The organism is Longimicrobium sp. (genome assembly GCF_035474595.1).
In the GTDB taxonomy this organism is placed as follows: domain Bacteria; phylum Gemmatimonadota; class Gemmatimonadetes; order Longimicrobiales; family Longimicrobiaceae; genus Longimicrobium.
In genome coordinates, this window is the sequence record NZ_DATIND010000070.1 from 42,725 (window position 1) to 67,289 (window position 24,565).

16 protein-coding genes are annotated in these 24,565 nt (G+C 71.2%); 6 read left to right on the plus strand and 10 right to left on the minus strand.

The features are described from left to right. Nucleotides 1–83 precede the first annotated feature (83 nt). Nucleotides 84–293 (plus strand): hypothetical protein, encoded by a 210-nt coding sequence (locus tag VLK66_RS12325; protein ID WP_325309724.1) that lies wholly within the window; start codon nucleotides 84–86, stop codon nucleotides 291–293. A 58-nt stretch (nucleotides 294–351) separates the two neighbouring features. On the opposite strand, the gene VLK66_RS12330 is transcribed toward VLK66_RS12325, so the two are convergent. The 3 genes from VLK66_RS12330 to VLK66_RS12340 all read right to left on the minus strand — a co-directional run bounded on the left by VLK66_RS12330 (nucleotide 352) and on the right by VLK66_RS12340 (nucleotide 3,373). Then, complete coding sequence (locus VLK66_RS12330; RefSeq protein WP_325309739.1) at nucleotides 352–2,454, minus strand: M28 family peptidase; 2,103 nt, start codon at nucleotides 2,452–2,454, stop codon at nucleotides 352–354. 108 nt (nucleotides 2,455–2,562) lie between these two features. Next, nucleotides 2,563–3,129 (minus strand): hypothetical protein, encoded by a 567-nt coding sequence (locus VLK66_RS12335; protein WP_325309725.1) that lies wholly within the window; start codon nucleotides 3,127–3,129, stop codon nucleotides 2,563–2,565. Next, nucleotides 3,113–3,373: a hypothetical protein gene (locus tag VLK66_RS12340; RefSeq protein ID WP_325309726.1), complete on the minus strand. Its 261-nt coding sequence runs from the start codon at nucleotides 3,371–3,373 to the stop codon at nucleotides 3,113–3,115. The genes VLK66_RS12335 and VLK66_RS12340 overlap by 17 nt, the downstream gene beginning before the upstream one ends. 191 nt (nucleotides 3,374–3,564) lie before the next feature. On the opposite strand from VLK66_RS12340, the gene VLK66_RS12345 reads away from it, so the two are divergent. Continuing rightward, the gene (locus VLK66_RS12345; protein WP_325309727.1) at nucleotides 3,565–3,915 is read left to right on the plus strand and encodes a hypothetical protein; all 351 of its coding nucleotides are present in this window, start codon (nucleotides 3,565–3,567) and stop codon (nucleotides 3,913–3,915) included. Nucleotides 3,916–3,975: 60 nt separating this feature from the next. Beyond that, on the plus strand, nucleotides 3,976–4,203 hold the full coding sequence (locus VLK66_RS12350) for a hypothetical protein (RefSeq protein WP_325309728.1): 228 nt from the start codon (nucleotides 3,976–3,978) through the stop codon (nucleotides 4,201–4,203). A 211-nt stretch (nucleotides 4,204–4,414) separates the two neighbouring features. Here VLK66_RS12350 and VLK66_RS12355 read toward each other — a convergent pair whose 3' ends face one another. The 5 genes from VLK66_RS12355 to VLK66_RS12375 form a co-directional block, all read right to left on the minus strand. Next, nucleotides 4,415–4,594 (minus strand): hypothetical protein, encoded by a 180-nt coding sequence (locus tag VLK66_RS12355; RefSeq protein WP_325309729.1) that lies wholly within the window; start codon nucleotides 4,592–4,594, stop codon nucleotides 4,415–4,417. 146 nt (nucleotides 4,595–4,740) lie between these two features. After that, on the minus strand, nucleotides 4,741–6,135 hold the full coding sequence (gene lpdA, locus VLK66_RS12360) for a dihydrolipoyl dehydrogenase (RefSeq protein ID WP_325309730.1): 1,395 nt from the start codon (nucleotides 6,133–6,135) through the stop codon (nucleotides 4,741–4,743). A 48-nt stretch (nucleotides 6,136–6,183) separates the two neighbouring features. Then, a complete protein-coding gene (locus VLK66_RS12365) occupies nucleotides 6,184–6,807 on the minus strand; it encodes a hypothetical protein (RefSeq protein WP_325309731.1) in 624 nt (207 codons plus the stop codon). Nucleotides 6,808–7,135: 328 nt separating this feature from the next. After that, complete coding sequence (gene odhB, locus VLK66_RS12370; protein ID WP_325309732.1) at nucleotides 7,136–8,455, minus strand: 2-oxoglutarate dehydrogenase complex dihydrolipoyllysine-residue succinyltransferase; 1,320 nt, start codon at nucleotides 8,453–8,455, stop codon at nucleotides 7,136–7,138. Between the two features lie 220 nt (nucleotides 8,456–8,675). After that, on the minus strand, nucleotides 8,676–11,519 hold the full coding sequence (locus tag VLK66_RS12375) for a 2-oxoglutarate dehydrogenase E1 component (protein ID WP_325309733.1): 2,844 nt from the start codon (nucleotides 11,517–11,519) through the stop codon (nucleotides 8,676–8,678). Nucleotides 11,520–12,631: 1,112 nt separating this feature from the next. On the opposite strand from VLK66_RS12375, the gene VLK66_RS12380 reads away from it, so the two are divergent. The 3 genes from VLK66_RS12380 (at nucleotide 12,632) to VLK66_RS12390 (ending at nucleotide 21,855) form a co-directional block, all read left to right on the plus strand. After that, nucleotides 12,632–13,894 carry a DEAD/DEAH box helicase gene (locus tag VLK66_RS12380; protein ID WP_325309734.1) on the plus strand — a complete coding sequence of 421 codons (1,263 nt, stop codon included), beginning with the start codon at nucleotides 12,632–12,634 and terminating at the stop codon, nucleotides 13,892–13,894. 478 nt (nucleotides 13,895–14,372) lie between these two features. Then, complete coding sequence (locus tag VLK66_RS12385; RefSeq protein WP_325309735.1) at nucleotides 14,373–16,649, plus strand: BamA/OMP85 family outer membrane protein; 2,277 nt, start codon at nucleotides 14,373–14,375, stop codon at nucleotides 16,647–16,649. Between the two features lies 1 nt (nucleotide 16,650). Further along, nucleotides 16,651–21,855, plus strand: a complete 5,205-nt coding sequence (locus tag VLK66_RS12390; protein ID WP_325309736.1) for a translocation/assembly module TamB — start codon at nucleotides 16,651–16,653, stop codon at nucleotides 21,853–21,855. Between the two features lie 166 nt (nucleotides 21,856–22,021). Here VLK66_RS12390 and VLK66_RS12395 read toward each other — a convergent pair whose 3' ends face one another. Both VLK66_RS12395 and VLK66_RS12400 read right to left on the minus strand, forming a co-directional pair. After that, nucleotides 22,022–22,840 (minus strand): hypothetical protein, encoded by an 819-nt coding sequence (locus VLK66_RS12395; RefSeq protein WP_325309737.1) that lies wholly within the window; start codon nucleotides 22,838–22,840, stop codon nucleotides 22,022–22,024. A gap of 89 nt (nucleotides 22,841–22,929) precedes the next feature. Then, nucleotides 22,930–24,216 (minus strand): 3-deoxy-D-manno-octulosonic acid transferase, encoded by a 1,287-nt coding sequence (locus tag VLK66_RS12400; RefSeq protein WP_325309738.1) that lies wholly within the window; start codon nucleotides 24,214–24,216, stop codon nucleotides 22,930–22,932. Between the last annotated feature and the right edge of the window lie 349 nt (nucleotides 24,217–24,565).

The following is a 24,565-nucleotide window of genomic DNA, read 5'->3' on the forward strand; positions in this document are numbered from 1 at the left end:
GCTGTGCCGGACACAGCTGCATCCGGATGCTGTTATTGTTCAACATACGCGAGACGGGGCGAACCTCTTCCGCATGGAGCAAGATGGACGATCTTCCGATGAACAATCACCCTGCCGTGAGCGAAGGAGATCCGATTCCCGTGCCCTTCGCAGGCCTGCAACGCGCGCTGGAGGAGGGACGTTTCGGTCTTGCTCCAGACACGGTTCGCATCCGGCGCTTCGTCCCCGGATGGCGCGCGAATGGCCCGCCAGCCGAGATACGCAAGGCGTTGATACGTTATTTCGCCGAATAGAAGAGGCGGCGAGTGAATTTCACTCGCCGCCTCTTCTCATCATCTCTCCCGCTGACGATCACCCGCCCAGCGCCCGCGTCGCCTCCCGCAGCGCGGCGGTGGCGGCGGCGAAGCGGCGCGCCAGGTCGGCCAGCTCGCTCTCGGCGAGCGGACGGTCGCCGTGGCGCGCGGCGTTGGCCACGCCGGGGAACACCATGTCGGAGTAGCCGTTGTCGGGGTCCGAGGCGTAGATCAGGTTGCGGAACCACTCGCGGTCCTTCAGCCCCTCCGGCCGCGTGAGCGCGCGCTCCACGCCCAGCAGCGCGCGGTTCGCCGCGTCGCGTCGCGCGGGGGCCAGCGCGCCGCCCGCCAGCGCCCGGTCGCGCGCCGTGGCAAAGTCGCGCGCCGCGGCCTCCATCGCGTCGACGGACGCGCGGAGCGGGGCGGTGCCGGCCGTGTCCCACCCCTTCGCCTTCAGCGCCTGCTCCAGGTCGGGAAGGTAGCCGCGCATGGTGCGCGCGTACTCGGCGTAGTCGTACGGCAGCACCTCGGCGTTGGCCAGGCGCAGCAGCAGGGCCGCGCCCACCGACGCCGCGGCCGCGTGGTAGCGGAAGCCGGGGTCGCCGAAGCGGCTCATCCACGCGTACGAGTCGTACTGCGAGTGGTACACGCCGCCCGGCCCGCCGAAGCCCCACTCGGCGATCGGAATCCCCAGGTGGTTGTAGAAGCCGGCGAAGTCCGACCCGCCGCCCGGGTTCCCCATCGCCACCTCGGCGGAATCGGGGAGATTGGTCCGCTTCCGCCACACCTGGTACACGCTCCCGCCGCCGGACGGGTCGGGGACAAGGCCGGCCACGTCGCGCAGCAGCGCCCGCAGCGAGGGCGAGCCGCCGCCGTCGAACGCGCGTCCCTGCGCCGCCACGTCCTGGTTCAGGTAGGCCACGGCGCCGCGCATCAGCCGCGCCGAGTCCTCCTCCACGTACTCGGTCGAGCCCACCAGCCCCCACTCCTCCGCGTCCCATGTGGCGAAGACGATGGTGCGGCGCGGGCGGTTCCCGGCGCGCACCTGCTCCATCACCGCGCGGGCGGACTCCAGCACGCTGGTGGTGCCGCTCACGTTGTCGGCGGCGCCGGGGCCCCAGGCGTCGCGGTGGCCGCCCACCATCACGATCTCGTCGGGGAGCTCGCTTCCGCGGATGACGCCGAAGGTGTCCCAGATGTCCTTCATCGGCGATGTCCGCTCGTCCGTCTCCACCGCGATGCGGGCGACCACGGGGCCGGGGCCCACGTGGTAGCGGAAGGGAAGCCCGCCCTGCCACGCCTGCGGGACGGCGGTCCCCCGCACCCCGCGCAGCAGCTCCGCCGCGTTCGCGTACGACACGGGGATCACGGGGATGCGGGGGATGTCCATCTCCGCGGGCGACAGGCGCCGGGCGTTGTCGGTGGACGGGTATCCGGGGGTGGACGGGTCGCCGTCGGAGTTCAGGATGCTGCCGCGCTGCACCCCGCGCTCGGGGCGCATGGGCCCCTCGGGGTACACGTCGCCGCGCGCGAAGCCGTCGTCGGCCGGGTCGCTGTAGATGACCAGCCCCACCGCGCCGTGCCGCTCCGCCTCGCGCGCCTTGATCCCCCGGAAGCTCCGCCCGTAGCGCGCGACGGCGATCTTGCCGCGCACCGACACGCCGAGCGAGTCCAGCCGCGCGTAGTCCTCCACCAGCCCGTAGTTCACGTACACCACCTCGCCGCGAACGTCGCCCTGCGCGCTGGTGCCGTTCACCGTGGGGTACTGCGCGAGCACCGAGGTGCTGTCGCCGGGCACGGGCGGCTCGGCCAGCGCCAGCTCGCGCGCGTCGGGGGAGATGCGCCAGAGGTGGACGGCGGTGGCGTGCGGCAGCCACACGCGGTAGTGGCGCACCTCCGTCTCCAGCCCCATCCGCCGCATTTCGCCGATCACGTAGTCGCGGGTGCGCGCCTGCGCGGGGGTGCCCGCCACGTGCGTCTCGGCCGAGAGCGCGCGCGAGTGCGCCGACGCCCGCTCCGGCGAGGTGGCGGCGATGGCGGCGGCCTCCACCCGGCGCTCGCGGGCGGCCGCGTCGGCCGAGTAGCCCGGCATCGCCTGCTGGGCATGGAGAAGGGAGACGGACGCCAGCAGCGCCGCCGGAACGACCAGGCGAACGAGCACGGGCAACCCTCGCGTTTCGGGGGAGATGATGATGGGACTGGCGGGCAAACTACGCGTCGCACGACGAGCGGACCAGCGGGGGAGGGAATCGGAGGAGCGACGATCGATTCAGCCGCGGGCGCGGCGGGACTGCACGGCCTCCCAGACGTGGGCGAGGCCGTGCCGTTCGGCGAGCGACCGGATCCGGGCCTCGTCTATTTCCTGGAGTGGCGAGTCCAGCATTCCCGAGATGTCGCGAAGGTGCTTTTCCGTCCAGGCGAAGGAGTAGTACTTCATCTTCATCAGGATCAGCTCTTCCGGGGGAGAGACCATCACCATGCCCCCGAAGGCGGTTTCCATCCTGCGCGCATTGTCCACCTGCAGGCGAGAGATCGCGTCGCCGGCGATGAAGATGTCGGCCTTCAGCCCGGTTTCGTTGTCGATGATGTTGAACTGGCTGCCGGTGCGGATGGCCTCCAGCGCCGCGTGCTCGTCCCGGTAGTACCGCGGATGCGGAAAGCGCGCGAGGAGCCGCGGAACGTCCTGCGGCCGCAGGTGCACGACGACGTCGATATCGGTGGTCAGCCGCAGCTCGCCATACATCATCGCCGCCAGCGACCCGCCGACCGCGTACGGGATCCCGAGCTCCTCGCACGCGCGCGCGACGATGTCGAGCAGATCAAACGCGCTTTTCAAGAAACCTCCGGGCGACCTCGCGGTTGATCTCCTCCTCGGTCCACTCCGGATGCCGCGATCTCAGCCGCAGCGCGAGCGTCTCCCGAGCCACCATGGCGATCTCGGCCGCCGCGCGAAGGCGCTGCGCCGAACTCCAGCGGCTCCAGACGGCGAGCTGCCGGCGGTCGGCGAGCTCCACCACGATCTCGCGCGTCTCCCCGTCGATCGTGTGAAAGAACCCGGTGCGGTTGTCGTCGCTGTCCATCGCTTCGCTTTTCCCGTGCTCAAGGCGTGAGGAATGTAATACCCGGCGTGTCCACCGCGAAGACTCGTTCGGCTGCTACGCCCTTACAGCGGCGGGGGGAGGGACTTTCGCGGCAAGTTGATGGAGTGTACGTTGCTCGCCCCTTTTCCTACTCCGTCCACTTGTGTCCACGAATGCCGCGAATCAGCATCATGGCCGACGAGAGCGGGAATTTCGATTTCTCGCGCAGGAGCGGCGCGTCGCGCTACTTCATCCTCACCACCGTCACCTGTACGGACTTCACCGTGGGCGACGAGCTGCTGGCGTTGCGCCGCGACATGGTGTGGCGCGGCCTGGCGGTGGAATCGGAGTTCCACGCCACCGACGACTCGCTCGAGGTGCGGACCGAAGTGTTCGATCTGCTCCGCCGCCACGACTTCCGCGTCGACGCCACGATCCTGGAGAAGGCGAAGGCGCAGCCGCAGACCCGCGCCTCGGAAGAGACGTTCTACCGATACGCGTGGGACTATCACCTGAAGCACCTCGCGCCGAAGGTCGTGTAGGAGGATGACGAGCTGCTGGTGGTGGGCGCGTCGCTCGGGACCAGGAAGAAGCGGAGACTGATGCACGACGCCGTGAAGGACGTGGTGAGGCAGGTGACGCCCACGGTCCACTACCACACCGCGTCGTGGAGCGCGCAGAGCGAGCCGTGCCTGCAGGTCGCGGACTACTGCTGCTGGGCGATCGCGCGGAAATGGGAGCGGGGCGACTGCTCCGCGTACGACCTTGTCCGCGACAAGGTCCAGTCGGAGTTCGATGTGTGGAGGCGGGGTACGATGCTGTACTACTGAGCGGGGCAAAAAAATCGCGGCTGACTAGCCAGGTAAACCTGGCAGAGCCCGGGGGCTCTTGTCGTCAGCCGCATATACCAACTTGTGTTGCAAGAATAATACAGACATTCCGTTCCTTCGTCAAGCCAGCACGAATTGTCGCTCGCGACGAAACGCCGCGTTCCCGGCTTTGGGGACGCGGCGTCTTCGTCCGTTGATGCTGCGGGACTGCTCAGGAGCTGCCGAGCTGCTCCATGAGCGCGTTCAGGCGGTGCTGCTTTCCGTGCAGCGTCTCGCGCAGGTCGTAGTTGTCGGTGTGCGCGATCTCGCTGTGGAGCTCGCTCAGGTAGTGGGCGATGACCTCGCGGAGGAGGCCCGCGTCTTCCTGGGTCAGATGGAGACTGGTTTCCATGTTCGGGATGTCGGGGTCGTCGATTTCAGGCGATGGGGAGGTTCCCCTGCGCAGGGTCGCTTCCGCAATCGAGCGGCGGCGCCATGCGATCCCGGTCGGAATCCCACCCACCGGGCAGGAAAACCTCCTCGCCTGTGCTGCGGCGGCTAAATGTGGATGGCGCGCCCCGCCACCGCCAGCGCCGCCTCCTTCACCGCCTCGGGAAGCGTGGGGTGCGCGTGCACCGTCCGCGCCACGTCCTCGGCCGAGCCCTGGAACTCCACCGCCAGCGCCGCCTCGGCAATCATGTCCGACGCGCGCGGCCCCAGCAGGTGCATCCCCAGGATGCGGTCCGTCTTCGCGTCGGCGATCACCTTCACGAAGCCGTCCTGCTCCGCCATCGCCTTGGCGCGCCCGTTCGCGGAAAAGGGGAACTTGCCCACCTTGTACTCGTGCCCGGCGGCCTTCGCCTCTTCCTCGCTCATCCCCACCGAGGCGATCTCCGGCCAGGTGTAGACGACGTTGGCGACCGCGTCGTAGTTCACGTGCCCGTGCTTGCCGGCCGCGAACTCGACGGCGGCAACGCCCTCCTCCTCGGCCTTGTGCGCCAGCATCCGCCCGCCGATCGCGTCGCCGATGGCGTAGATGTTCGCGACGCCGGTGTGGTAGCGCTCGTCCACCTGGATGACGCCGCGCTCCATCCGGATTCCCTGCTCCTCGAATCCCATCCCCTCGGTGTACGCGCGCCGGCCGACGGCCACGAGCAGGTAGTCGCACTCGATGGGCTCCGCGCCCTCGACCGAGACCACGACCTTGTCGCCCTTCCGCTCGGCGCCGGAGACGCGCCGGCCGGTGCGGATGTCGAAGCCCTGCTTGCGCAGGATGCGGTCGGCGGTCTTCACCACCTCGCCGTCCATCCCCGGGAGGATGCTGGGCATGGCCTCGAGCACCGTCACCTTCGCGCCCAGCCGCAGCCACACGCTCCCCAGCTCCAGCCCGATCACTCCGCCGCCCACGACCACCAGGTGGCCGGGGACCTGGGGGATGGAGAGCGCGCCGGTGGAGTCGATGATCCGCTCGTGGTCGAACTTCAGGAAGGGCAGCTCCACCGGAACGGAGCCCGGAGCCAGGACGATGTTCTTCGCCCGGACCGTCGTCGCCGCGCCATCGGCCGAGGTCACCTCGATCGTCTCGGGTGAGGTGAGGCGGCCGAAGCCGCGGATCCACTCGATCCTGTTCTTCTTGAACAGGTACGCCACGCCGTCGGTGAGCCCCTTCACCACGCCGTCCTTGCGCTTGTGCAGCGCGGGGACGTCAATGGCGGGCTCGGCCACCTGGATCCCGTGGTCCTTTGCCTTGTGGCGGATCTGCTCGAACAGCTCGGAGCTGTCCAGCAGGGCCTTGCTGGGAATGCAGCCGATGCGCAGGCAGGTGCCGCCCAGCGCCGGCTCCTTCTCGATGCACGCCGTCTTGAACCCCAGCTGCGCCGCGCGGATCGCCGCGACGTAGCCGCCGGGCCCCGAGCCCAGCACCACCAGGTCGAACGTCTTCTCGTCAGCCATCTATCTTCAATCCCTCGATCGAGTTCTCAGGAACCTGCCCAACCGCCATCAGCCGGCGCCGGCGTCGTCACCCGGGGCGGGAAGCCGCGGGTGCGACGAGAACCGCGGAACCATCCGCTTCAGGTCCCCACCCGGCACCAGCGCGATCCCGCCAAACACCATCCCGCCCAGGAAGAAGGCAATCCGTTCGAAGAGCTGCAGATCGTTGATCGGAATCATCGCCGGCAGCATGAAGACCAGCGCGACCACCGCCGACATCACCCGGAACGGCAGCCGGACGGGGCTTCGATCGGCTTCCGCGCGGATCGACGGGACGCGCGTGATCCACGTATCGCCGGAGTCCGACTGGATCGTCGTGGCTCGCTTCAGGCGCTTGGGAACCAGCTGGTCGAGCACCTTGGCGGGAACCATCCAGACCACCAGGTACAGGAGTGCGGACTCCACAATCCCGGGCTCCTGCGCGACCACGAAAACGAACCAGGCCAGGAACAACACCAGCCGCGTCGATCCCACCTCGGGATCGACCGCACGGGAAACGACCTGCGTCGGTGGCGGCGTCCGCGCGGGCATCGGCGGCTCACTGTCCCGCGTGGACGGCAGCCGCGGATTCAGGGACCCGATCAGGCCCGGCACGATTTCGTCAGCTGGCTCGTCGCGATCCGGCAAGAGCATCGATCCCTCCGGTTCCCCTTTCCTAGCTCACGGAAGTCCGCGTGAGCGCGCCCGCGTCGTTTCTCCCACCCGTCCGGCACGCGCCCGTCACGGCCATGTACAGCAGCGCGATCGCCGCCCGCATACCCACCCTGTGGTGTTCAGGAACTCCGCCGCCATCCTGCCCACGCCGAACACCGCGTAGAGCAGGCGGAGCGCGCCCGGAACCCGGCCTGCATCGCCCGCGTTCCGATCAGCCATTCGTCCGGACTTGCTTTCGGGTCGATGCGGAGAAGTGCGGGCGTGCAAGCGGCACTCCCGCACTTCGTCAAGCCATCCGAAACCCGCCTCACCCCTCGATCAGCATGTTGATCGGGTCTTCCAGCAGCTGCTTCACCGTGACCAGGAAGCGCACCGCCTCGCTGCCGTCCACGATGCGGTGGTCGTAGGTGAGGGCCACGAACATGATGGGGCGGATCGTGATCTCGCCGTTCACCACCACCGGGCGCTCCACGATGTTGTGCATCCCCAGGATGCCCACCTGCGGCGGGTTCAGGATCGGCGTGGAGAGCATGGAGCCGAAGGTGCCGCCGTTGGTGATGGTGAAGGTGCCGCCCTGCAGCTCGTCGAGCGTCAGCTTCCCCTCGCGCGCCTTCTTCCCCAGCTCGCCGATCTCCTTCTCCAGCTCCGCGAAGCTCCTGCGGTCGGCGTTGCGGATGACGGGAACGACGAGCCCTTCCTCCGCGCCTACCGCGATGCCGATGTCGTAGTAGTGCTTGAGGACGATCTCGTCGCCCTGGATCTCGGCGTTCAGCCGCGGGAAGGTTTTCAGCGCGCCGATCACCGCCCTGGTGAAGAACGACATGAAGCCCAGCTTCACCCCGTGCTTCTTCACGAACTCGTCCTGCCGCCGCTTCCGCAGCTCCATCACCTGCTGCAGGTCGATCTCGTTGAACGTCGTCAGGCTGGCCGTGGAGTGCTGCGCGTCCAGCAGCCGCCGTGCGATGGTCTGCCGCCGGCGCGACATCCGCTGGCGCTCCTCCGGCCGGTCGCCGTTCACCGACGGGGCCGGCGTCGCCGCGGCGGGCTGCGCGGGAGTCGCCGGCTTGGCCGTGGGCGCGGCGGGCTGCGCGGGGGCAGACTCGCGCTGCGGCGCGCCGGCGGCCGTGCGGCCGTCCTCGATGCGCTTCAGCACATCTTCCTTGGTCACCCGGCCGTTCGGCCCCGAGCCGCGCACCGACGCCAGGTCGATCCCGTGCTCCGCGGCGATCGCGCGCGCCGCGGGCGAGGTCGGCGCGTCGGCCGAGCCGGCCTCGGCGGTGGCGGTGGCGGTTGCCGCCGGGGCGGATTCGGCCGGAGCGGCGGCGCCCGCCTTCTCCTCGTAGCGGACGCTGGCCACGTGGCCCTCTTCCGCGGCGGCGGGGGCGGCGGCGCCGGCCTCCATCTCGGCCAGCAGCTCGTTCACGCCCACGGTGTCGCCCTCGTTCTTGCGGATCGCGCCCAGCGTTCCGTCGGCGGGGGCGGCCACCTCGACCGTGATCTTGTCGGTCTCGAGCTCCACCAGCACGTCGTCCTTCTTCACGGCGTCGCCCTGCTGCTTGCTCCAGCGGCCGACGGTGGCCTCTACGACGGACTCGCCCAGCGGCGGAACGCGGATCTCAACCGGCATCTCTAGAACCCAGGGTACAGGGGACAGGGAACAGGGACAGCACGAACTCATCGCGCGGGACGCCCCGACCCTTCATCTCACTTCGCTGCAGCGACGCGATTCTCACGCGCCGATCCTCATCATCCTTCAGAGGACTCGCCGGAACAGGACAGGGAAGGGGGATGGAGATGGAAATGCCATCGCGTCTCGCGACGCCGTCCCTATCCCCTGTCCCCTGTCCCTATCTCTTCGCTTCTTCCAGCCGCGGCGCGCCCGACAGCGCGGCGCGCACGATGCGCGTCTGCTCGGCGGCGTGGCGGTGCGCGTACCCTTCCGCGGGGCTGGCGCGCTCGGCCCGGCCCTCGTAGCGCAGCGGAAGCTCGCCCAGCACCTCGCGCAGGCGCGGCTCCACGAAGGTCCACGCGCCCATGTTGCGCGGCTCCTCCTGCACCCACACCACCTCGCGCACGCCGGGGAAGCGCGCCAGCACCTCGCCGATCTCCTCGGCGGGGAAGGGATACAGCTCCTCCACGCGGGCCACGGCCACGCGGTCCACCCCCTCGATCGACAGCCGGTCCGCGCGCTGCTCGTCGCCCGTGCCGACCAGGTCCACGTACACCTTGCCGCTGCAGAGGACCAGGCGCGTCACCTCTTCGCCGCTGCCGCCGAACGGCTGGTCCACCAGCACCGGGTTGAAGGTGCCGGACGCGAGCTGCTCCAGCGTGGACGCGGCGTACGGGTGGCGGAGCAGGCTCTTGGGGCTCATCACCACCAGCGGGCGCGGCTCGCTTCCCAGGAACGCCGCCTGTCGCCGCAGCAGGTGGAAGAATTGCGCGCTGGTGGTGGGGTAGACCACGCGCATGTTGTCCTGCGCGCAGAGCTGGAGGTAGCGCTCCAGCCGCGCGCTGGAATGCTCCGGCCCCTGCCCTTCGTAGCCGTGGGGGAGGAGGAGCGTGAGCCCCGACGTCTGCCCCCACTTCTGGTAGCTGGCGGCCAGGTACTGGTCCACCATCACCTGCGCGCCGTTGGCGAAGTCGCCGAACTGCGCCTCCCACAGCACCAGCGCCTGCGGGTCGCGCACCGAGTAGCCGTACTCGAAGCCCACCACCGCCATCTCCGAGAGCGGCGAGTTGTGGATCTCGAAGCTGGCCGTGGCCTGCGGCAGCGTCTGCAGGGGGTTCAGCCTGGCCCCCGTCTTCGCGTCGTGCAGCACCGCGTGGCGGTGGCTGAAGGTGCCCCGCTCCGCGTCCTGCCCGGTCAGCCGGATCGGCACGCCCTCGCTGACCAGCGAGGCGAACGCCAGCGCCTCGGCGTGCCCCCAGTCGATGGCCGGCTGGGCGGCGTCCAGCGCGTCGCGGCGCTTCTGCAGCACGTTCTTGTCGAGTCGCGCGTTGGGCGCGAAGCCCTCCGGCCGCTGCAGCAGCGCCTCGTTCAGCTCGCGCAGGCGTTCGGCGGCCACGCCGGTCTGCAGCGGGTCGCGGCGGTGCCCCTCGCGCGAATGCTCGTCGTCTTCCTCGTGGTGCGGCGCGCCGCCGCCCAGCGACTCCAGCGCGCGGGCCAGCTCGTCGGCCACCGCCTTCGCCATCGCCTCGGCCTCGTCCGCGCTCACCACCCCCTCGTCCACCAGCCGCCTGGCGTACACCTCGCGCGCGGTGGGGTGGGTGCGGATGGCCTCGTACATCACCGGCTGGGTGAAGAGCGGCTCGTCGCCCTCGTTGTGCCCCCAGCGCCGGTAGCCCACCAGGTCGATGACGAAGTCCTTGCCGAAGGTCTCGCGGTAGGCGAAGGCCAGGCGGGTGACGGCCAGGCACGCCTCCACGTCGTCGGCGTTCACGTGCACGATGGGGATCTCGAATCCCTTGGCCAGGTCGCTGGCCCAGCGCGTGGAGCGGTCTTCTTCGGGGTCGGTGGTGAAGCCGATCTGGTTGTTGGCGATCACGTGCAGCGTGCCGCCCACGGCGTAGCCGCGCAGCCCGCTCATGTTCAGCGTCTCGGCCACCGTTCCCTGCCCGGGGAAGGCCGCGTCGCCGTGGATCAGCACCGCGATGGCCGCGTCGTGGTCCAGCGTGGGCGGGCCCGGGTGCGTGGTGTCGTCCTGCGAGGCGCGCGTCATCCCCACCACCACCGGGTTCACGAACTCCAGGTGGCTGGGGTTCGGAGACAGGGTGACGCGGATCGGGCGGCCGTCCACCTCGGTCTCCGAATCCCACCCCATGTGGTACTTCACGTCGCCCGACGGCTCGTCGGTGTTCTGCTGGTCCTCGGCGCCGGGGGCCAGCTGCGCGCTCTGGAAGCCGGCCAGCATCATCGCGTACGGCTTGCCCAGGACGTGGGTGAGCACGTTCAGGCGGCCGCGGTGCGCCATCCCGATCAGCACCTCGCGCCCGCCCTTTCCGGCGGCCTCGCGCACCACCTCGTCGAGCATGGGAACCATGGCGTCGGTCCCCTCGATGCTGAAGCGCTTCTGCCCGAAGAAGGTGCGGTGCAGGTAGCGCTCGAAGCCGTCCACCTGGCTCAGCCGGCGGAGGATGTCCTTCCTGCGCCCGGCCGGCAGCGGCTGGGCGAAGCGGGCCGACTCGATGGCCTCGCGCAGCCAGGCGCGCTCTTCCGCGTTGGGGATGTGGTGGTAGTCGTAGCCCACGCTCCCGCTGTAGATCTGCCGGAGGCGGCGGACCTCGGCCAGCAGGTTGGGCGAGCGGGGATCGTGGCCCAGCACGACCGCCGCGGGGAGCGACTCCAGCTCCGCCTCGGTCAGGCCGTAGCTCTCCAGCGCCAGTGCCGGGTCGGGGCGCGGCTCGGAGCCCAGCGGGTCCAGCCGCGCGGCGGTCAGCCCGCGCGTGCGGATGGTGCGCGACATCTCGCGCGCCGCCACCAGCTTGCGCACGTCGATCCCCGGCGCGGCCGCGCGCGGAGCGGCGCCGGCGGCGGGGGACGAGGAGGCCGCGGCCTCGAGGTCGGCCGGCGTGAAGCCGCGGAAATATGCCTGCCACTGCGCGTCCACCGACTGCGGATCGCGCAGGTACCGCTCGTACTGCTCCAGCACGTAGCCCGCGTTGGGGCCGTGGAACTCGCGGAGATCTGCCATGGGACGGTTAACCCCTCGTGCGGACGCGCCCTTGCGGGCGCGCCTGAACGCCCGCCTTCCGACTGCGTTTTCGCGGCGGAAGGCGGACAAAACGCCGTAACTTAATCCGCGCCCGTGCCGCCCGCCACCACGCATCGCAGGCGCGGATGCAACAACCGGACGCGGGGAGAAGGCACGGACCGGGGGTTGATACACCACTCGGGCGCGGCGGGTCGGGACGCGGATCGGGATGAGGGATACAAAAAGAGAGCGGCGCCGCGTCTTTCGACGGGCGCCGCCCCACTGGTTCGGTGGTTCCTCTCGAAGGTCTGGTCCTTCGGGCTTCTGGAGAGGCTGTCGCTTCGGGCTTCCGCCCGACCCCCGGGTTCACCACCCGGCTCCTCTGGGCCCCGTTCGGCCGGCTTTCGCCCGCCGACGCGGCGCAACAGCAACGTCCTGGGTTTCAGCCCTCCGGTCGGTCCCACCGACCAGGCGCAGCATCTCCGGCCTTTTCCGCGTGACCCGGCTCTCCTTTCGGTTCGCCGGCGCGGCTCCCGGGCGTCCCCGGAATGACCGTCGCGCTGCACTGAAGGCAAGGATAGCCACGCCGGCGGAGCCGGTCAAGAGTTTTCTTTCGGGAAGATTTTCACAAGCGTAAGTGCTTGGTATTCCTATCTTTCGGTTTATCTCGGGTACGGCGGGAATTCGGGATTCTTTGCACCCGCGGTGGCGCATTCCTGCCGCCCGGTTCTCCATCTCCATCACCCCGCCGGAGTTGCGGAATTCGTACGCGCCGGACGTAGTTCGGCCCGTCCATCCCATCGCTGAAAAATGGATCTTGGGGGAGTGCGCGGCTGCGTCGGAACCGCCCGGATGTAGACGGACGGGACCCGACTGGTGGCGTAAATCGTGAAGATTGGTTAAATTACGAGGTTTGCATTCCGGAACGTTCCGAACCGATGCAGAGCGACCTGCCCGCAGGAGGGAGAGGCCGCACCGCGGACGCCGGATGCAGGCAGTGCAAGACGCGATTTTCCAATCCAAGGGCGCGAGCATACGCGAAAGGGCGGATCGGCCGCCGCGCGCCAACCACAGGGACCCGGAAATGTGAGCCCGGGCACACAAGGAACAGAATGCGATTCGATGAGCTGAACCTCGCACCCGAGCTGGTGCGAAACGTGGCCGAGCTCGGCTACGTGATCCCCACCCCCATCCAGCAGCAGGCGATTCCCGCCGCCCTCGAAGGACGCGACGTGCTGGGCCGGGCCCCCACGGGCACCGGCAAGACGGCCGCCTTCATGCTCCCCACGCTGAACCGGCTGCGCGGCAAGGAAGGCCTCCGCGCGCTGATCGTGTGCCCCACCCGCGAGCTGGCCATCCAGGTGGCCGAGAGCGCCAAGGACTACGCGCGCAACACCGAGCTGTTCGTGAGCGTGGTCTACGGCGGCGTGCCGCTGGAGAAGGAGCTGCGCGACCTGCGCGCCGGCATCGAGATCCTGGTGGCCACCCCCGGGCGGCTGATCGACCACATCGAGCGCGCCAACATCGACCTCAGCGAGATCGAGGTGCTGGTGCTGGACGAGGCCGACCGCATGCTGGACATGGGCTTCAAGCCGCAGATCGACCAGATCCTGCGCCGCGTGCCCGTGCAGCGGCAGACGCTGTTCTTCTCGGCCACCATGCCGAACTCGGTGAAGTCGCTGGCGTACGAGATGCTGCGCGACCCCGTCACCGTCGAGGCGGCGCCGAAGGTGACCACCGCCGAGGGCGTGGAGCAGTTCGTCTACCCGGTCGAGGGCCGCGAAAAGCCGGAGCTGCTGAAGCGCATCCTGAAGCAGGAAGAGGTGGAGAGCGCGCTGGTGTTCGTGCGCACCAAGTTCGGCGCCGACCGGCTGGCCACCCAGCTGACCCGCGAGGGGCTGCAGGTGGAGGTGATGCACAGCGACCGGAACATGGCGCAGCGCGTCCGCGCGCTGGAGTCGTTCCGCGAGCGCAGCGTGAAGGTGCTGATCGCCACCGACGTGGCGCAGCGCGGGATCGACGTGGAGGGGATCAGCCACGTGATCAACTTCGACGCGCCCAAGGACCCCGAGGGGTACGTGCACCGCGTGGGCCGCACGGCGCGAGCGGGCGAGAAGGGCGTGGCCATCACCTTCATGTCGGGCGGCGAGATCGGCGACGTGGCGGCGGTGGAGCACCTGCTCGGGTACCGCATCGCCCGCGTGCACGTTCCCGGCTTCAGCTTTCACGCGCCGGAGACCGAGGGGCAGGAGTCGGTGGTGGAGCTGCCGCCGACCATCCAGGAGCAGAAGGCCAGCCGCGGACGCCGCATGGGCGCCCGCGCCGGCAAGGAGCTCTCCCCCGAGGAGCTGGCCAAGCTGCTCAAGGTGGGGTGATCCCCCATCTCCCGTGGACAGCTGGTGTCCGCCGGGGATAACGGATAGATGAAGGGCGGCCTCCGCGACTCTGCGGAGGCCGCCCTTCGTGCGTTCGGGAGATCCGGAAAATCTCACACGGAGGGAATGGAGGGAACGGAGGACCGCGATGAGCTCTCCGTTTCCTCCGTTCCCTCCGTGTGATTCTTCATCTTTTCATATGCAGGGGGATGGGACGCTCGCGTGTCTGGAGATCGGAAGGAATGGGCGGATCGCCGTCCCCGAAAGCGGTCTGGATCGAGGAGATGGGTGACGCCGTGAAGGCGCCGCGCGTCGGGCCGGATGCGCTTGGCACGGCGGATGCGCGGTGGTCCGTGCGTTTAAAGCCGCGGGGCGATTTGATCCGCCGCCGCACCGGTGTAGATTCCCCGCCCGCTGTTCCGCCGGTCTGCCCGGCGGAGGCAACGCGGCTTTGCCCCGAAAACCCGAGCCACGCCAGATGCTCGCACGCCCCGCGCGCGGCACCCCACTCCCGACGGCCTGCTTCCGCGCGGCGGCGCTGCTGTGCGCGCTCTTCGCGCTGGCCGCCTGCGCCACCGGCGGCGCCCGCGCCGGGAGCCCGTTTCCCGGGCTGCAGCAGTACCAGGGGCGCGAGATCCGCAAGGTCACCCTGCAGGGCGACCTGAAGGAGGTCCCGCGCGACTCGCTGCTGCGCGTGATCGCCACGCGCCCCAGCCGCTGCCGCACGCTGGGGCTCCTTCCCGTGTGCCTCCCCGTCATCGGCCGCCGCGAGAAGCACCGCCTGGACATGGCGGTGCTGGCGCGCGACGTGGTGCGCATCGACCTGGTCTTCCGCGACGATGGCTACTACGGCACCCGCGTGGTGCCCACCGTGGACGAGGCGCCGGACGACCAGGTGGACGTGCGCCTGAACGTGTTCCCCGGCGACCGCGTGACGCTGCGCTCGCTGGACGTGACGGGGATCGAGGGCGTGCTGGCGCACGACTCGCTGATCGCGAAGCTGCCGCTGAAGGTGGACCAGCCCTTCCGCCGCAACGCCTTCCTGGCCACGGTCGACAGCGTGCGCAACGCGCTGCTGGACGCGGGGCACCCCTACGCGCAGGTGCTGCGCAACTACCAGATCGACACCATCGCCGACGTGGCCGACGTGAACCTGCAGGCCGCGCCCGGGCCGGTGGTGACCGTCGACACGGTGCTGTTCGACGGGCTGGACCGCGTGAGCGAGCGCACGGCCCGCCACCAGATCACCTTCCACGAGGGGCAGCGGCTGCGCTCGCGCGAGCTGCTGCGCAGCCAGCGCAACCTGTACGACCTGGAGCTGGTGCGCTACGCCACGGTGGAGGTGGCGCCCGAGTCGCTGCAGGTGACGCCGGACTCGGCCGAGCTGGCGCGCGACAGCATCGGCAGCACGGTGCTGGTGCGCGTGGCCGAGGCGCCGCGCTACGCGGTGGACGCGTCGGCCGGCTACGGCACGCTGGACTGCTTCCGCACCGGGGTGCAGCACACCGACCGCAACTTCCTGGGCGGCGCGCGGCGGCTGACGCTCACCGGCTCGCTCTCCAAGATCGGCGTGGGGCGCGGGCTGGACGCGGGGCTGGAGAAATCGATCCTCTGCCGCGCCTTCGAGCTCGACACGCTGTCCGACGCCGTCGACACGGCGATCGCGGGGGCGCTGAACTACCGGCTGGCCGCGGACTTCCTGCAGCCGCGGCTGTTCGGCACGCGCAACAGCGTGGCACTGACCGCGTATGCCGAGCAGATCTCCGAGCTGGGGCTGTACGTGCGCCGCGACCGGGGCGGGCAGCTGGGCGTGGTGCGCGACCTGGGGCCGGGAACCATCTTCTCCACCACCTACACGGTCGAGCGCGGGAGCACCAACGCGCACGACATCTTCTTCTGCGTGGTGTACGAGGTGTGCACGCGCGAGGAGATCGACACGCTGAAGCACGCGCGCTGGTCCAACAACATCTCCACCGGCGTGGTGCGCACCCGGGTGCGGCTGGACCCGTTCCCCGTGGGCGGATACCAGTTCCGCGTGGGAAGCGACCTGGCCGGCACGGTCCTGGGCTCCCAGGACAAGTACCTGCGCTTCCTGGGCGACGGGACCGTCTACCGCCCGCTGGGGAGCGGCGGGCTGGTGTTGCAGCTGCGGCTGATGGCGGGATCGTTCTTCGAGGGCCTGCTGGACAGCAGCCAGGGCTTCATCCCCCCGCAGAAGCTGTTCTACGGCGGCGGCGCCACCACGGTGAGGGGGTTCCGGAGAAACGAGCTGGGCCCCGTGGTCTACACCGAGCGGGAGCGGTCGGATTCCACCACGATCGCGATCCGCGACGCGGGGGGGATGGTGATCGATTCCGTGCGCGTGGCCAAGTCCGACACCGTCCTTTCCGCGGTGGGCGGGCGCAAGATCGTGGTGGGCACGGTGGAGGTGACCGCGCCCTTCCGCGTGTCGACGTACAACCTGCGCGCCGCGGTGTGGGTGGACGGCGGCCGCGTGTGGGACCCCGTGGACCCCACGCTGGTGAGCCCGCAGTTCCGCTTCACGCCGGGGGTGGGGGTGCGCGCGGCCACGCCGGTGGGGCCCATCCGCTTCGACGTGGGCTACAACCCGTACCGGCAGCCGCGCGGGCCGCTGTACCGCATCAACGAGAAGGGCGACATCGTGGAAAAAGTCAGCGACGACTTCCGGCCCATCACCGGAAAGTCGCTGTGGAGCCGGCTGACGGTGCACATCTCCATCGGACAGACCTTCTAGGATGGCACGGCGCCGCCGCTTCCGCCTGGACCGCGTAGGCCTCCTCGTGCTGGGGACGCTCGTGGGGTTCGTGCTGTCGGCGCTGTTCGTGTACACCTGGGTGAACCGCGCCCGCAACCGCGTGGTCGAGGAGCGGCTGCGCATCGCGCTGGGGCTTCCCGAGCAGGCGTTCGAGCTGGAGCGGGTGGAGCCCGACGGGACGCTGCGCATCGCGCTGCGGCGGGTGGCGTTCCTGGACCGCAACCGCGACACCATCCTTTCCGCGCCGCTGGCCCGGGCGCGGCTCATCACCAGCACGCTGGGTGGCACCGGCGCCATCGTCTTCGACCAGGGCGAGATCGTCCGCCCCTACCTGCGCCTGTCGCAGGACGCGAAGGGGGAGTGGAACGCGCTGCAGATCTTCGCGGTGGAGGCCGGGGGGCAGCCGGTGCGTGGGGTGGCGGGGCAGGAGGCGCAGAAGGGGCGCACCTTCGACTTCCGCGGCATCCGCCTGGTGGACGGCCGCGCGCGCATCACCACGCCCACCACGGCGCCCCCGCCGGGCCCGCAGCCGAAGTACGTTGCCGGACGGCCGCCGGAGCGGGTGCGCTACGCCGGGCGCTGGCTGGCCGTGCACACGCTGGAGAACCTGGACGGCAACCTGGCCCTGGTGCGCGTGAAGGGCGAGGGGGGATGGCGGGTGGAGGTGGGGTCGCTCTCGGCCGCCGTGACCAACCCCGACACGCGCATCGAGGCGCTGGCGGGGTGGTTCGACCAGGACACGCGGCAGAACCTGCGCTTCGCCATCCGCGAGTTCCGCACGCCGCACTCGGCCTTCGACGGCGCGGGGACGGTGAACCTGGCGGGCGCGAACCCGCGCTACGACCTGCGCCTGCACGCGCACCCGCTGGACCTGCGCGACCTGGCGGGGATGGGCTTCGCCGTTCCCCGCGAGGGCGTGGCGCGCTTCGGGCTGGCGATCGAGACGCTCGCCGACAACCGCACGCGGTGGACGGTGACCGACGCGCAGGTGGCGGTGCTGGACTCGCGCGCGTCGGGGCACCTGACGGCCATCACCGCGCCGGGGCAGGAGCCGGTGTTCAGCGACACGCGGCTGACGCTGGAGCCGCTGCGCCTGGTCGACCTGGAGACGCTGGGGTTCGTGGAGCACACCCCGTTCGCGGGCGAGGTGCGCGGGACCGTGACCAGCGTGGACGAGCTTTCCGGCCGCGGCGGCGGGGCGCTGCGCATCGACCTGGCGTCCACGCTCGTCCCGCGCACCTCGGCGGACGCGCCGGCATCCTCCATCACCGCGCGCGGGCTGGTGCGCGTGGGCGGTACGGCGGGGCTGCGCTTCGACGGCGTGCGGGTGGACGCGAACCCGCTGGACCTGGCCACCCTGCGCGCCATCTACCCCCAGAACACCATGCTGCGCGGGGTGATCCGCGGCGGGGCGACGGTGACGGGGACGATGCGCCAGTTCCGCATCGAGGGCGGCGACCTGGCGTACACCGTGGGCACGGCGCCGGAGACGCGGCTGCGCGGGATCTCGGCGACGGTGTCGATGGATCCGAAGCTCCGCTTCTCGCTGGACGCGCGCGCCGACCCGCTGGCGCTGGCCACGCTGACGCAGCTCTTCCCCAGCCTCCCCTTCCGCTCGGCCACGCTCTTCGGCCCGATCCACGTGGCGGGGACGGCGGAACAGCTGGCTTTCGACGTGGACCTGAACGGGAGCGCGGGCGGCCTGGCCGCGCGGGGAACGCTGGGGCTGGGCGGCGCCGTGCCCACCTTCGACGTCTCGGGCCGGGTGGCGGCCTTCCGCCCCGGCGCGCTGGTGGCCGGCGCGCCCGAGGCGGCCGACTCGGTGAGCGGCACCTTCTCGGCGCGGGGGAGCACCGAGAGCTTCCGCTTCGCCGTCGACCTCTCGCAGGCGGCCGGGCACTTCAACCTCGCGGGGAACATCCGCCGGCCGGGCGGCGGGCCCATGCAGTTCGACGTGGCGGGCCGGGTGGACAACTTCCAGCTCGGCGTCCTCCTCGGGAAGCCGGCGCTGCTCCCGGGCGCGGTCAGCGGCCCCATTCGCCTCTCGGGCGGGGGGCGCCAGCCGTACCGCTTCGACGTGAACCTGCGCGGGCCGCAGGGGGTGTTCGCGCTGAACGGCTGGTACCAGCCGGGGACCGTCGCCTCGTACTCCATCCGCGGCGAGGTGGCCGGGCTGGACCTGAGCGCGCTTCCCGGGCTGGCCGCCTTCCCGCGCACGCGGCTGACGGGAACGCTGGTGCTGGACGGGCGGGGGACCACGCCGGAGACCTTCAACGGGCGCGTGTTCTTCAACGCCGCGCCCGGCTCCACGGTGGGGAACATCGCCCTGACGGCGGGGACGATCAACCTCACGGCGGGGGACGGAATCCTGCGCGTGGACTCGCTCCTCTTCGCCGGGCGCGGCTTCCGCGCGCAGGCGCGGGGAACGCTGGGGCTCACGCGCAACGCCGGGCCGCTCACCTTCTCGCTGACCGCGCCCAACCTGGCGCTGCTGCGCCCGCTTCTCCCCGGCGCCGACACCCTTCCCGAGATGGCGGGGGCGGTGGCGATGAACGGCTCGGTGAGCGGCACGGTGCGCAACCCGTCGGTCGGCGCGGCGGGGCAGGCGCGCGGCTTCCGCTACGGGACGTACGCGGCCGGGAACCTCACCTTCACCTTCGCGGGGGCGAAGGGGCCGCAGGGGTGGACGGGAACCACGCGGCTGGAGGGAACGGGGCTGGAGGCGGGGTCGCTGCAGCTGCAGGCGCTGACGCTGGAGGCCAACCTGACGCCCGGCCGCGCCTCGTTCGGCTTCTCGGCGCGGCGCGACCCGCAGACCGACCTGACCGCGTCGGGGACGCTGGAGATGGATGGGCTGGCGGTGCGCGGCGCGGTGCTCGACAACCTGGGGCTGCGCATCGCGGGCACCGACTGGCGGCTGGCGCAGCGCGCGCGGGTGGCCTGGAACCCCGACCAGGGGCTGGTGGTGGAGAACCTCCTCCTCCGCCGCACCGGCCCGGGCGTGGGCGGGCAGATCGCCGCCGACGGAACGCTGCCGCCGCGCGGGAACGCCGACTTCCGGCTGCACATGGAGGGGATCGACCTGGCCGAGGCGCGCCGCGTCTTCCCCTCGTTCCCCGACGCGCAGGGCACGCTGTCGCTGGACGCCGAGATCCACGGGCAGGTGAGCGACCCGCGGCTGACGGTGAACGCCCGGGTCGATTCCCTGGTCTACGGCGGCGTGCGGTCCGACTCGCTGCAGATCAACGCCAGCTACGCCCCCAACCGGATGGCGGTGAACGCCGGCGTGCGGGTGGCGGGGCGCGAGGTGGTGAGCGCCACGGCCAGCATCCCCATGCGCCTTTCGCTGGGCGGGATCGTTCCCGGCTTCGAGGTGCTGCGCGACCAGCCGCTCACGGCCACCATCAACGCCGACTCGGTGCCGCTGGGGCTGGTGACGCAGAGCCTGCCGGCGTACGTGAAGAACGGCTCGGGAACGATGCGGGCGCGGGTGGTGGTGGGCGGCACCCCCGCGCACCCCACCGTGGGCGGCGACGCGGCGGTGGAGAACGGCGCCTTCACGCTGGTGCAGCTGGGGGCGCGCTGGGACCAGGTGAACGGCCGCCTGTCGCTGCACGGCGACACCATCCGCGTGGACTCGCTGACCGCGCACACCGGGCGCGACGGGCGGGCGTTCGTGAACGGCACCGTGCTGCTGGACGACGGCGCGCACCCGCGGGTGGACCTGGCGCTCTGGATGGACGACTTCCAGGTGGCCGACAACCCCGACCTGGCCGAGATCCAGGCCAACGCCCGGGTGCGCCTCTCGGGCCGCATCCCCGCGGTGGTGGTCACCGGAACGCTGCGGGTGGAAGACGGGACCATCTACATCCCCTCCATCAGCACGCCGGGCGAGCTGGCCATCGAGAACGCCGACGTGGGCGCGCTGGGCGGCGACACCCTCACCGCGCCCACCACGGGGCAGATGATCCTGGCGGGGCTCATCCCCCAGGGGCTGCAGGTGACGGTGGGCGAGAGCGTGTGGCTGCAGTCGCCCGACGCGCGCATCCAGATCCGCGGGCAGCTGGTGATCGACCGGCCGGCGGGGAGCGCCACCAACCTGATCTACGGCGAGCTGGACGCGGTGCGCGGGAGCTACACGCTGGTGGTGGGCCCCATCCGCCGTCAGTTCGACATCCAGCAGGGGGTGGTGCGCTTCTTCGGCACCCCCGAGATCAACCCGTCGCTTGACGTGACGGCGGCGTACCAGGTGCGCGGCGGGACGGCCGAGCAGCCCATCACCGTGCTGGTGCACCTGGCGGGAACGCTGCAGGAGCCGCGGGTGGAGCTCTCCACCAGCAACCGCCAGCCGCTGTCGCAGAGCGAGCTCATCTCCCTCCTCCTGCTGGGCCGCACCGGCGACCAGGCGGGCGCCAACCCCGAGGAGCTGCTGAGCGGGCTGGTGCTGCAGGAGGCGGCGGCCAACTACCTGGCCGCGCAGCTCGAGAACGCGCTGGTGAGCACCGGCGCGGTGGACTACGTGCGGGTGCGCACCCGGGCGGCCACGGGCGTGGCGGCCACCGGCGCGGGAGGCGGCGCTTTCGGGCTGGACTTCCTGAGCCAGCTGGCCATCGAGATCGGCAAGGAGATCGTCTCGAACGTATACCTGAACGCCGAGGTGGCGGAGCTCTTCACGGGGCAGCCGCAGCTGGGCGCGTCGCTGGAGTGGCAGGTGTCGCCCACGCTGAGCCTGCGCGCGGCGGCCGAGCCCATCCTGCGCGACCCGCTGGTGCGCGGCCTGTTCCGCGTGCGGCGCCAGGTGACGGTGGACGTGCGGCGGCGGTGGGAGTACGGCCGCCCGCGCGAGCACCCGCACCCGCAGCCGCGCCGCGCGAACCCCGAGCAGCCGGCGCCCGCGCAGCCTTCCACGCAGCCGGGGCAGACGGCGCCCCCGCCTCCGCCGGGCGGCGGCGGCGTGGAGGAGGAGCGGGACGGGGCGCGGGCAGCCCCGCCACAGACCGAGCCGGCGCCGCCCGCGGCGACCGGCCAGCCCCCGCCGGGAGGCGGCGGCACGGCGGAGCGCGGCCCCGCGCAGTCGCGGGACGCGGCCTCGGCGCCGGAGCAGGCGCAGCCGCCGCCCGGCCAGCCGCCGCCGGAGGAAGGCCAGCCCCCGCCGGGAGGTGGCGGCACGGTGGACCCGACGTAGCGACGGCCCGCATCCCAAGCTGGGGGTGCGGGCCGTTGTTCGTATGCCGCTGCCTCCGCCGGGAGATGAGGCGGCGGTGGAAGGCGGCTGAAGCCGCGGCAACAACTACGGAAAGCCTCGCAAACCGCGCGAGGCTTCAACCGCATGAACCACGGGCATTCGGGCGCTACTGCACGATCGTGTAGTGCGGGTGGAAGCCGCCCTGCACGCGCACCTTGCGGGTGGTGTCGCTGGTGAGGTAAGCGGTGACGTCGAAGGTGCCCTCGAGCTCGTCGCCGGTGACGCGGGTGATGGTGGCGGTGCTGTCGCGGAAGCGGTAGAAGCCGCCGCGGTACACCACCCCGCCGGTGACGGAGTCGCGCTGGACGGTGCGGTCGTACACGGGGTACGTGCCCGGGGTGAGCGGAAAGCCGCCGACGTTCACCTGCTTCGTCAGCCCGCCCGCGCCGGTGCCGTCGTCCATGGTGAACAGCGGGCCGAACTGGTCGGCGTGCGTGCGCCCCTCCAGCGAGTCGTTCACCGCGCCGGTGAGCACCATGCGGAAGCGGTCCGGCAGCACCTGGGTGGTGTAGCGCCGCGCGCCGAAGGTGCCGGGCGTGGAGGGGATGCCGGCCGGGAGCCAGCCGGCCCCGCTCACCGTGCCGCTCATGCTGTCGCCCTGCACGGCCGCGGTGTGCACCAGCTCCGATCCCCACGCGCGGAGCGTAAAGGTCACGCTGTCGCCGTACACGCGGCCGCTGAGCGTTGCGGCCGAGTCGGCGGGGAGCGAGAAGAACCCGAACGACGCCGAGCACCCCGCCGCCACGGGAGGCACCGCGGCGGTCACCGTCGAGCCGGTCTCCGACATGCGGAGCACCGCGGTGACGTCGCACGCGCCGACGTTGGCGTGGTACAGCCACTTCCCGGCGATCGCGGCATCCCGGGGGTGCGTGGCTCCGTCGCAGGCGGCAAGGGCCAGCAGCGCGCCCAGGGCAAATCTCTTCATCGGATGGATGTAGCCAGGAAAAAGATGGTGAGATCGGACTGGAGGAAAATCGTCAAACAGATGTATACGGGCAACGCCGGGACGAATCGTCAGCCGATGAGCCGCTCGACGATGGCCGCTCCGCGCTCCGCCGCTCCGGGATGCGCCTCCACGTAGGCGCGGGCGCGCTGGCCGGCGCGGACGCGGACCTCGTACACGTCCGCGAGGCCGCCCAGGATGCGCTCGGCGTCGGCCGCGGTGGCGACCTCGAAGGCGCCGCCGGCGGCGACCAGTTCCGCGGCCTCGCGCGCGTTCTCGTGGCGCGGGCCGAACATCACCGGCGCGCCGAACGCCGCCGGCTCGAGCACCGAGTGCAGCCCCGCCTTTCCGAATCCCCCGCCCACGAGGGCCACGTCCGCGAGCGCATACAAATCTCCCAGCACGCCCACGCGGTCCACGATCACGACGGGGGGGATGGAGATCGCGTCGAGCGCCGAGAGCCGCGCGTGCGCCAGGCCGATCTCGTCCAGCCGCCGCTCCGTCGATGCGAGATGCGCATCGGTGGGCTCGTGGGGGACGAGGATGAGGCGAACGCTTCGCTTCTCTCCGCCCAGCGCGGCGACGGCGGGGAGGAGATGGCGCTCATCCTCCGGCCACGTGGACCCGGCGACCAGGGTGATGCCGTCGAACCCCGCGAACGGCGCGAGGAGCGGGGATGACGGATCGACTCCCCGCGCGCGCTGCCACACCTGGTCGAACCGGGCATCTCCCATCACGCTCCGCCGTTCCGAGGGTACGCCAAGGCGGGCGAACCGCTCCGCGTCGTCGGCGGAGATGGCGGCGACGGCGTGCAGGCGCGCGTAGGCGGGGGCGAGCAGCGCGCGGGCCGGCCCGCGCAGGCGCCCGGCCCGCGCGGGGAGCGTGGCGCTCAGCAGCACCAGGCGGATGCCGCGCGCCGCCGCCTCGCGGGTGAGCACGGGCCACACGTCGTACTTGGAGAACGCGATCACCGCCGGGCGCAGCGCATCGAGCGCGCGGCGGACATCGGGCGCAGCGTCGAGTGGGAGGTAGTCCGCGAAGTCCGCGGGTACGGTGCGCGCGAACGCCTCGGCGGAGGGGGAGAAGAAGGTGTACGCGACCTGCGCGTCCGGCCGGCGGGCGCGGAACGACTGGATGACGGCGCGCGCCTGGTGCCCCTCGCCGACGCTGGGCGCGTGGAACCAGGCCAGGGGGCGCGCGGGATCGCGGTGCGCGCGCGCCCACGCCTCCATGCGCTCCAGCACGCCCCCGCGCCCGCGGATGCCGCGCGCGAGCTTCCCCTCGCCGCGCGCGAGCAGCGGCAGCGCGGGCCGCAGCGCCCGCACCCCGGCGGCGTAGACGGACTCGAGGATCGGCATGCGCGGGAAGGTAGTGCGGAGTGCGGGAGTGCGGGAGTGCGGGCGTGCGGGAGTGCGGGAGTGCGGGAGTGCGGGAGTGCGGGAGTGCGGGAGTGCGGGAGTGCGGGAGTGCGGGAGTGCGGGAGTGCGCGGGAATTACGATGAGCCGCGCGCCATCTTTGCTTATCCGGCGGCGGTGCTCGCCGATGGGCCCTCTCCCCGCGCCTTAGCAGGATGCTAAAAAACAGTGCTTGGGCTTCGCCCGACTCCTCAAACCGGGGGTCGTCAGCAGGCCCAGCGTCCAGGGGAGCTCCGGGCGTGCCGTTTCGTCCTGTTTCGCACCGGAATCGGTGCGCGGAAGCGTCTCAGC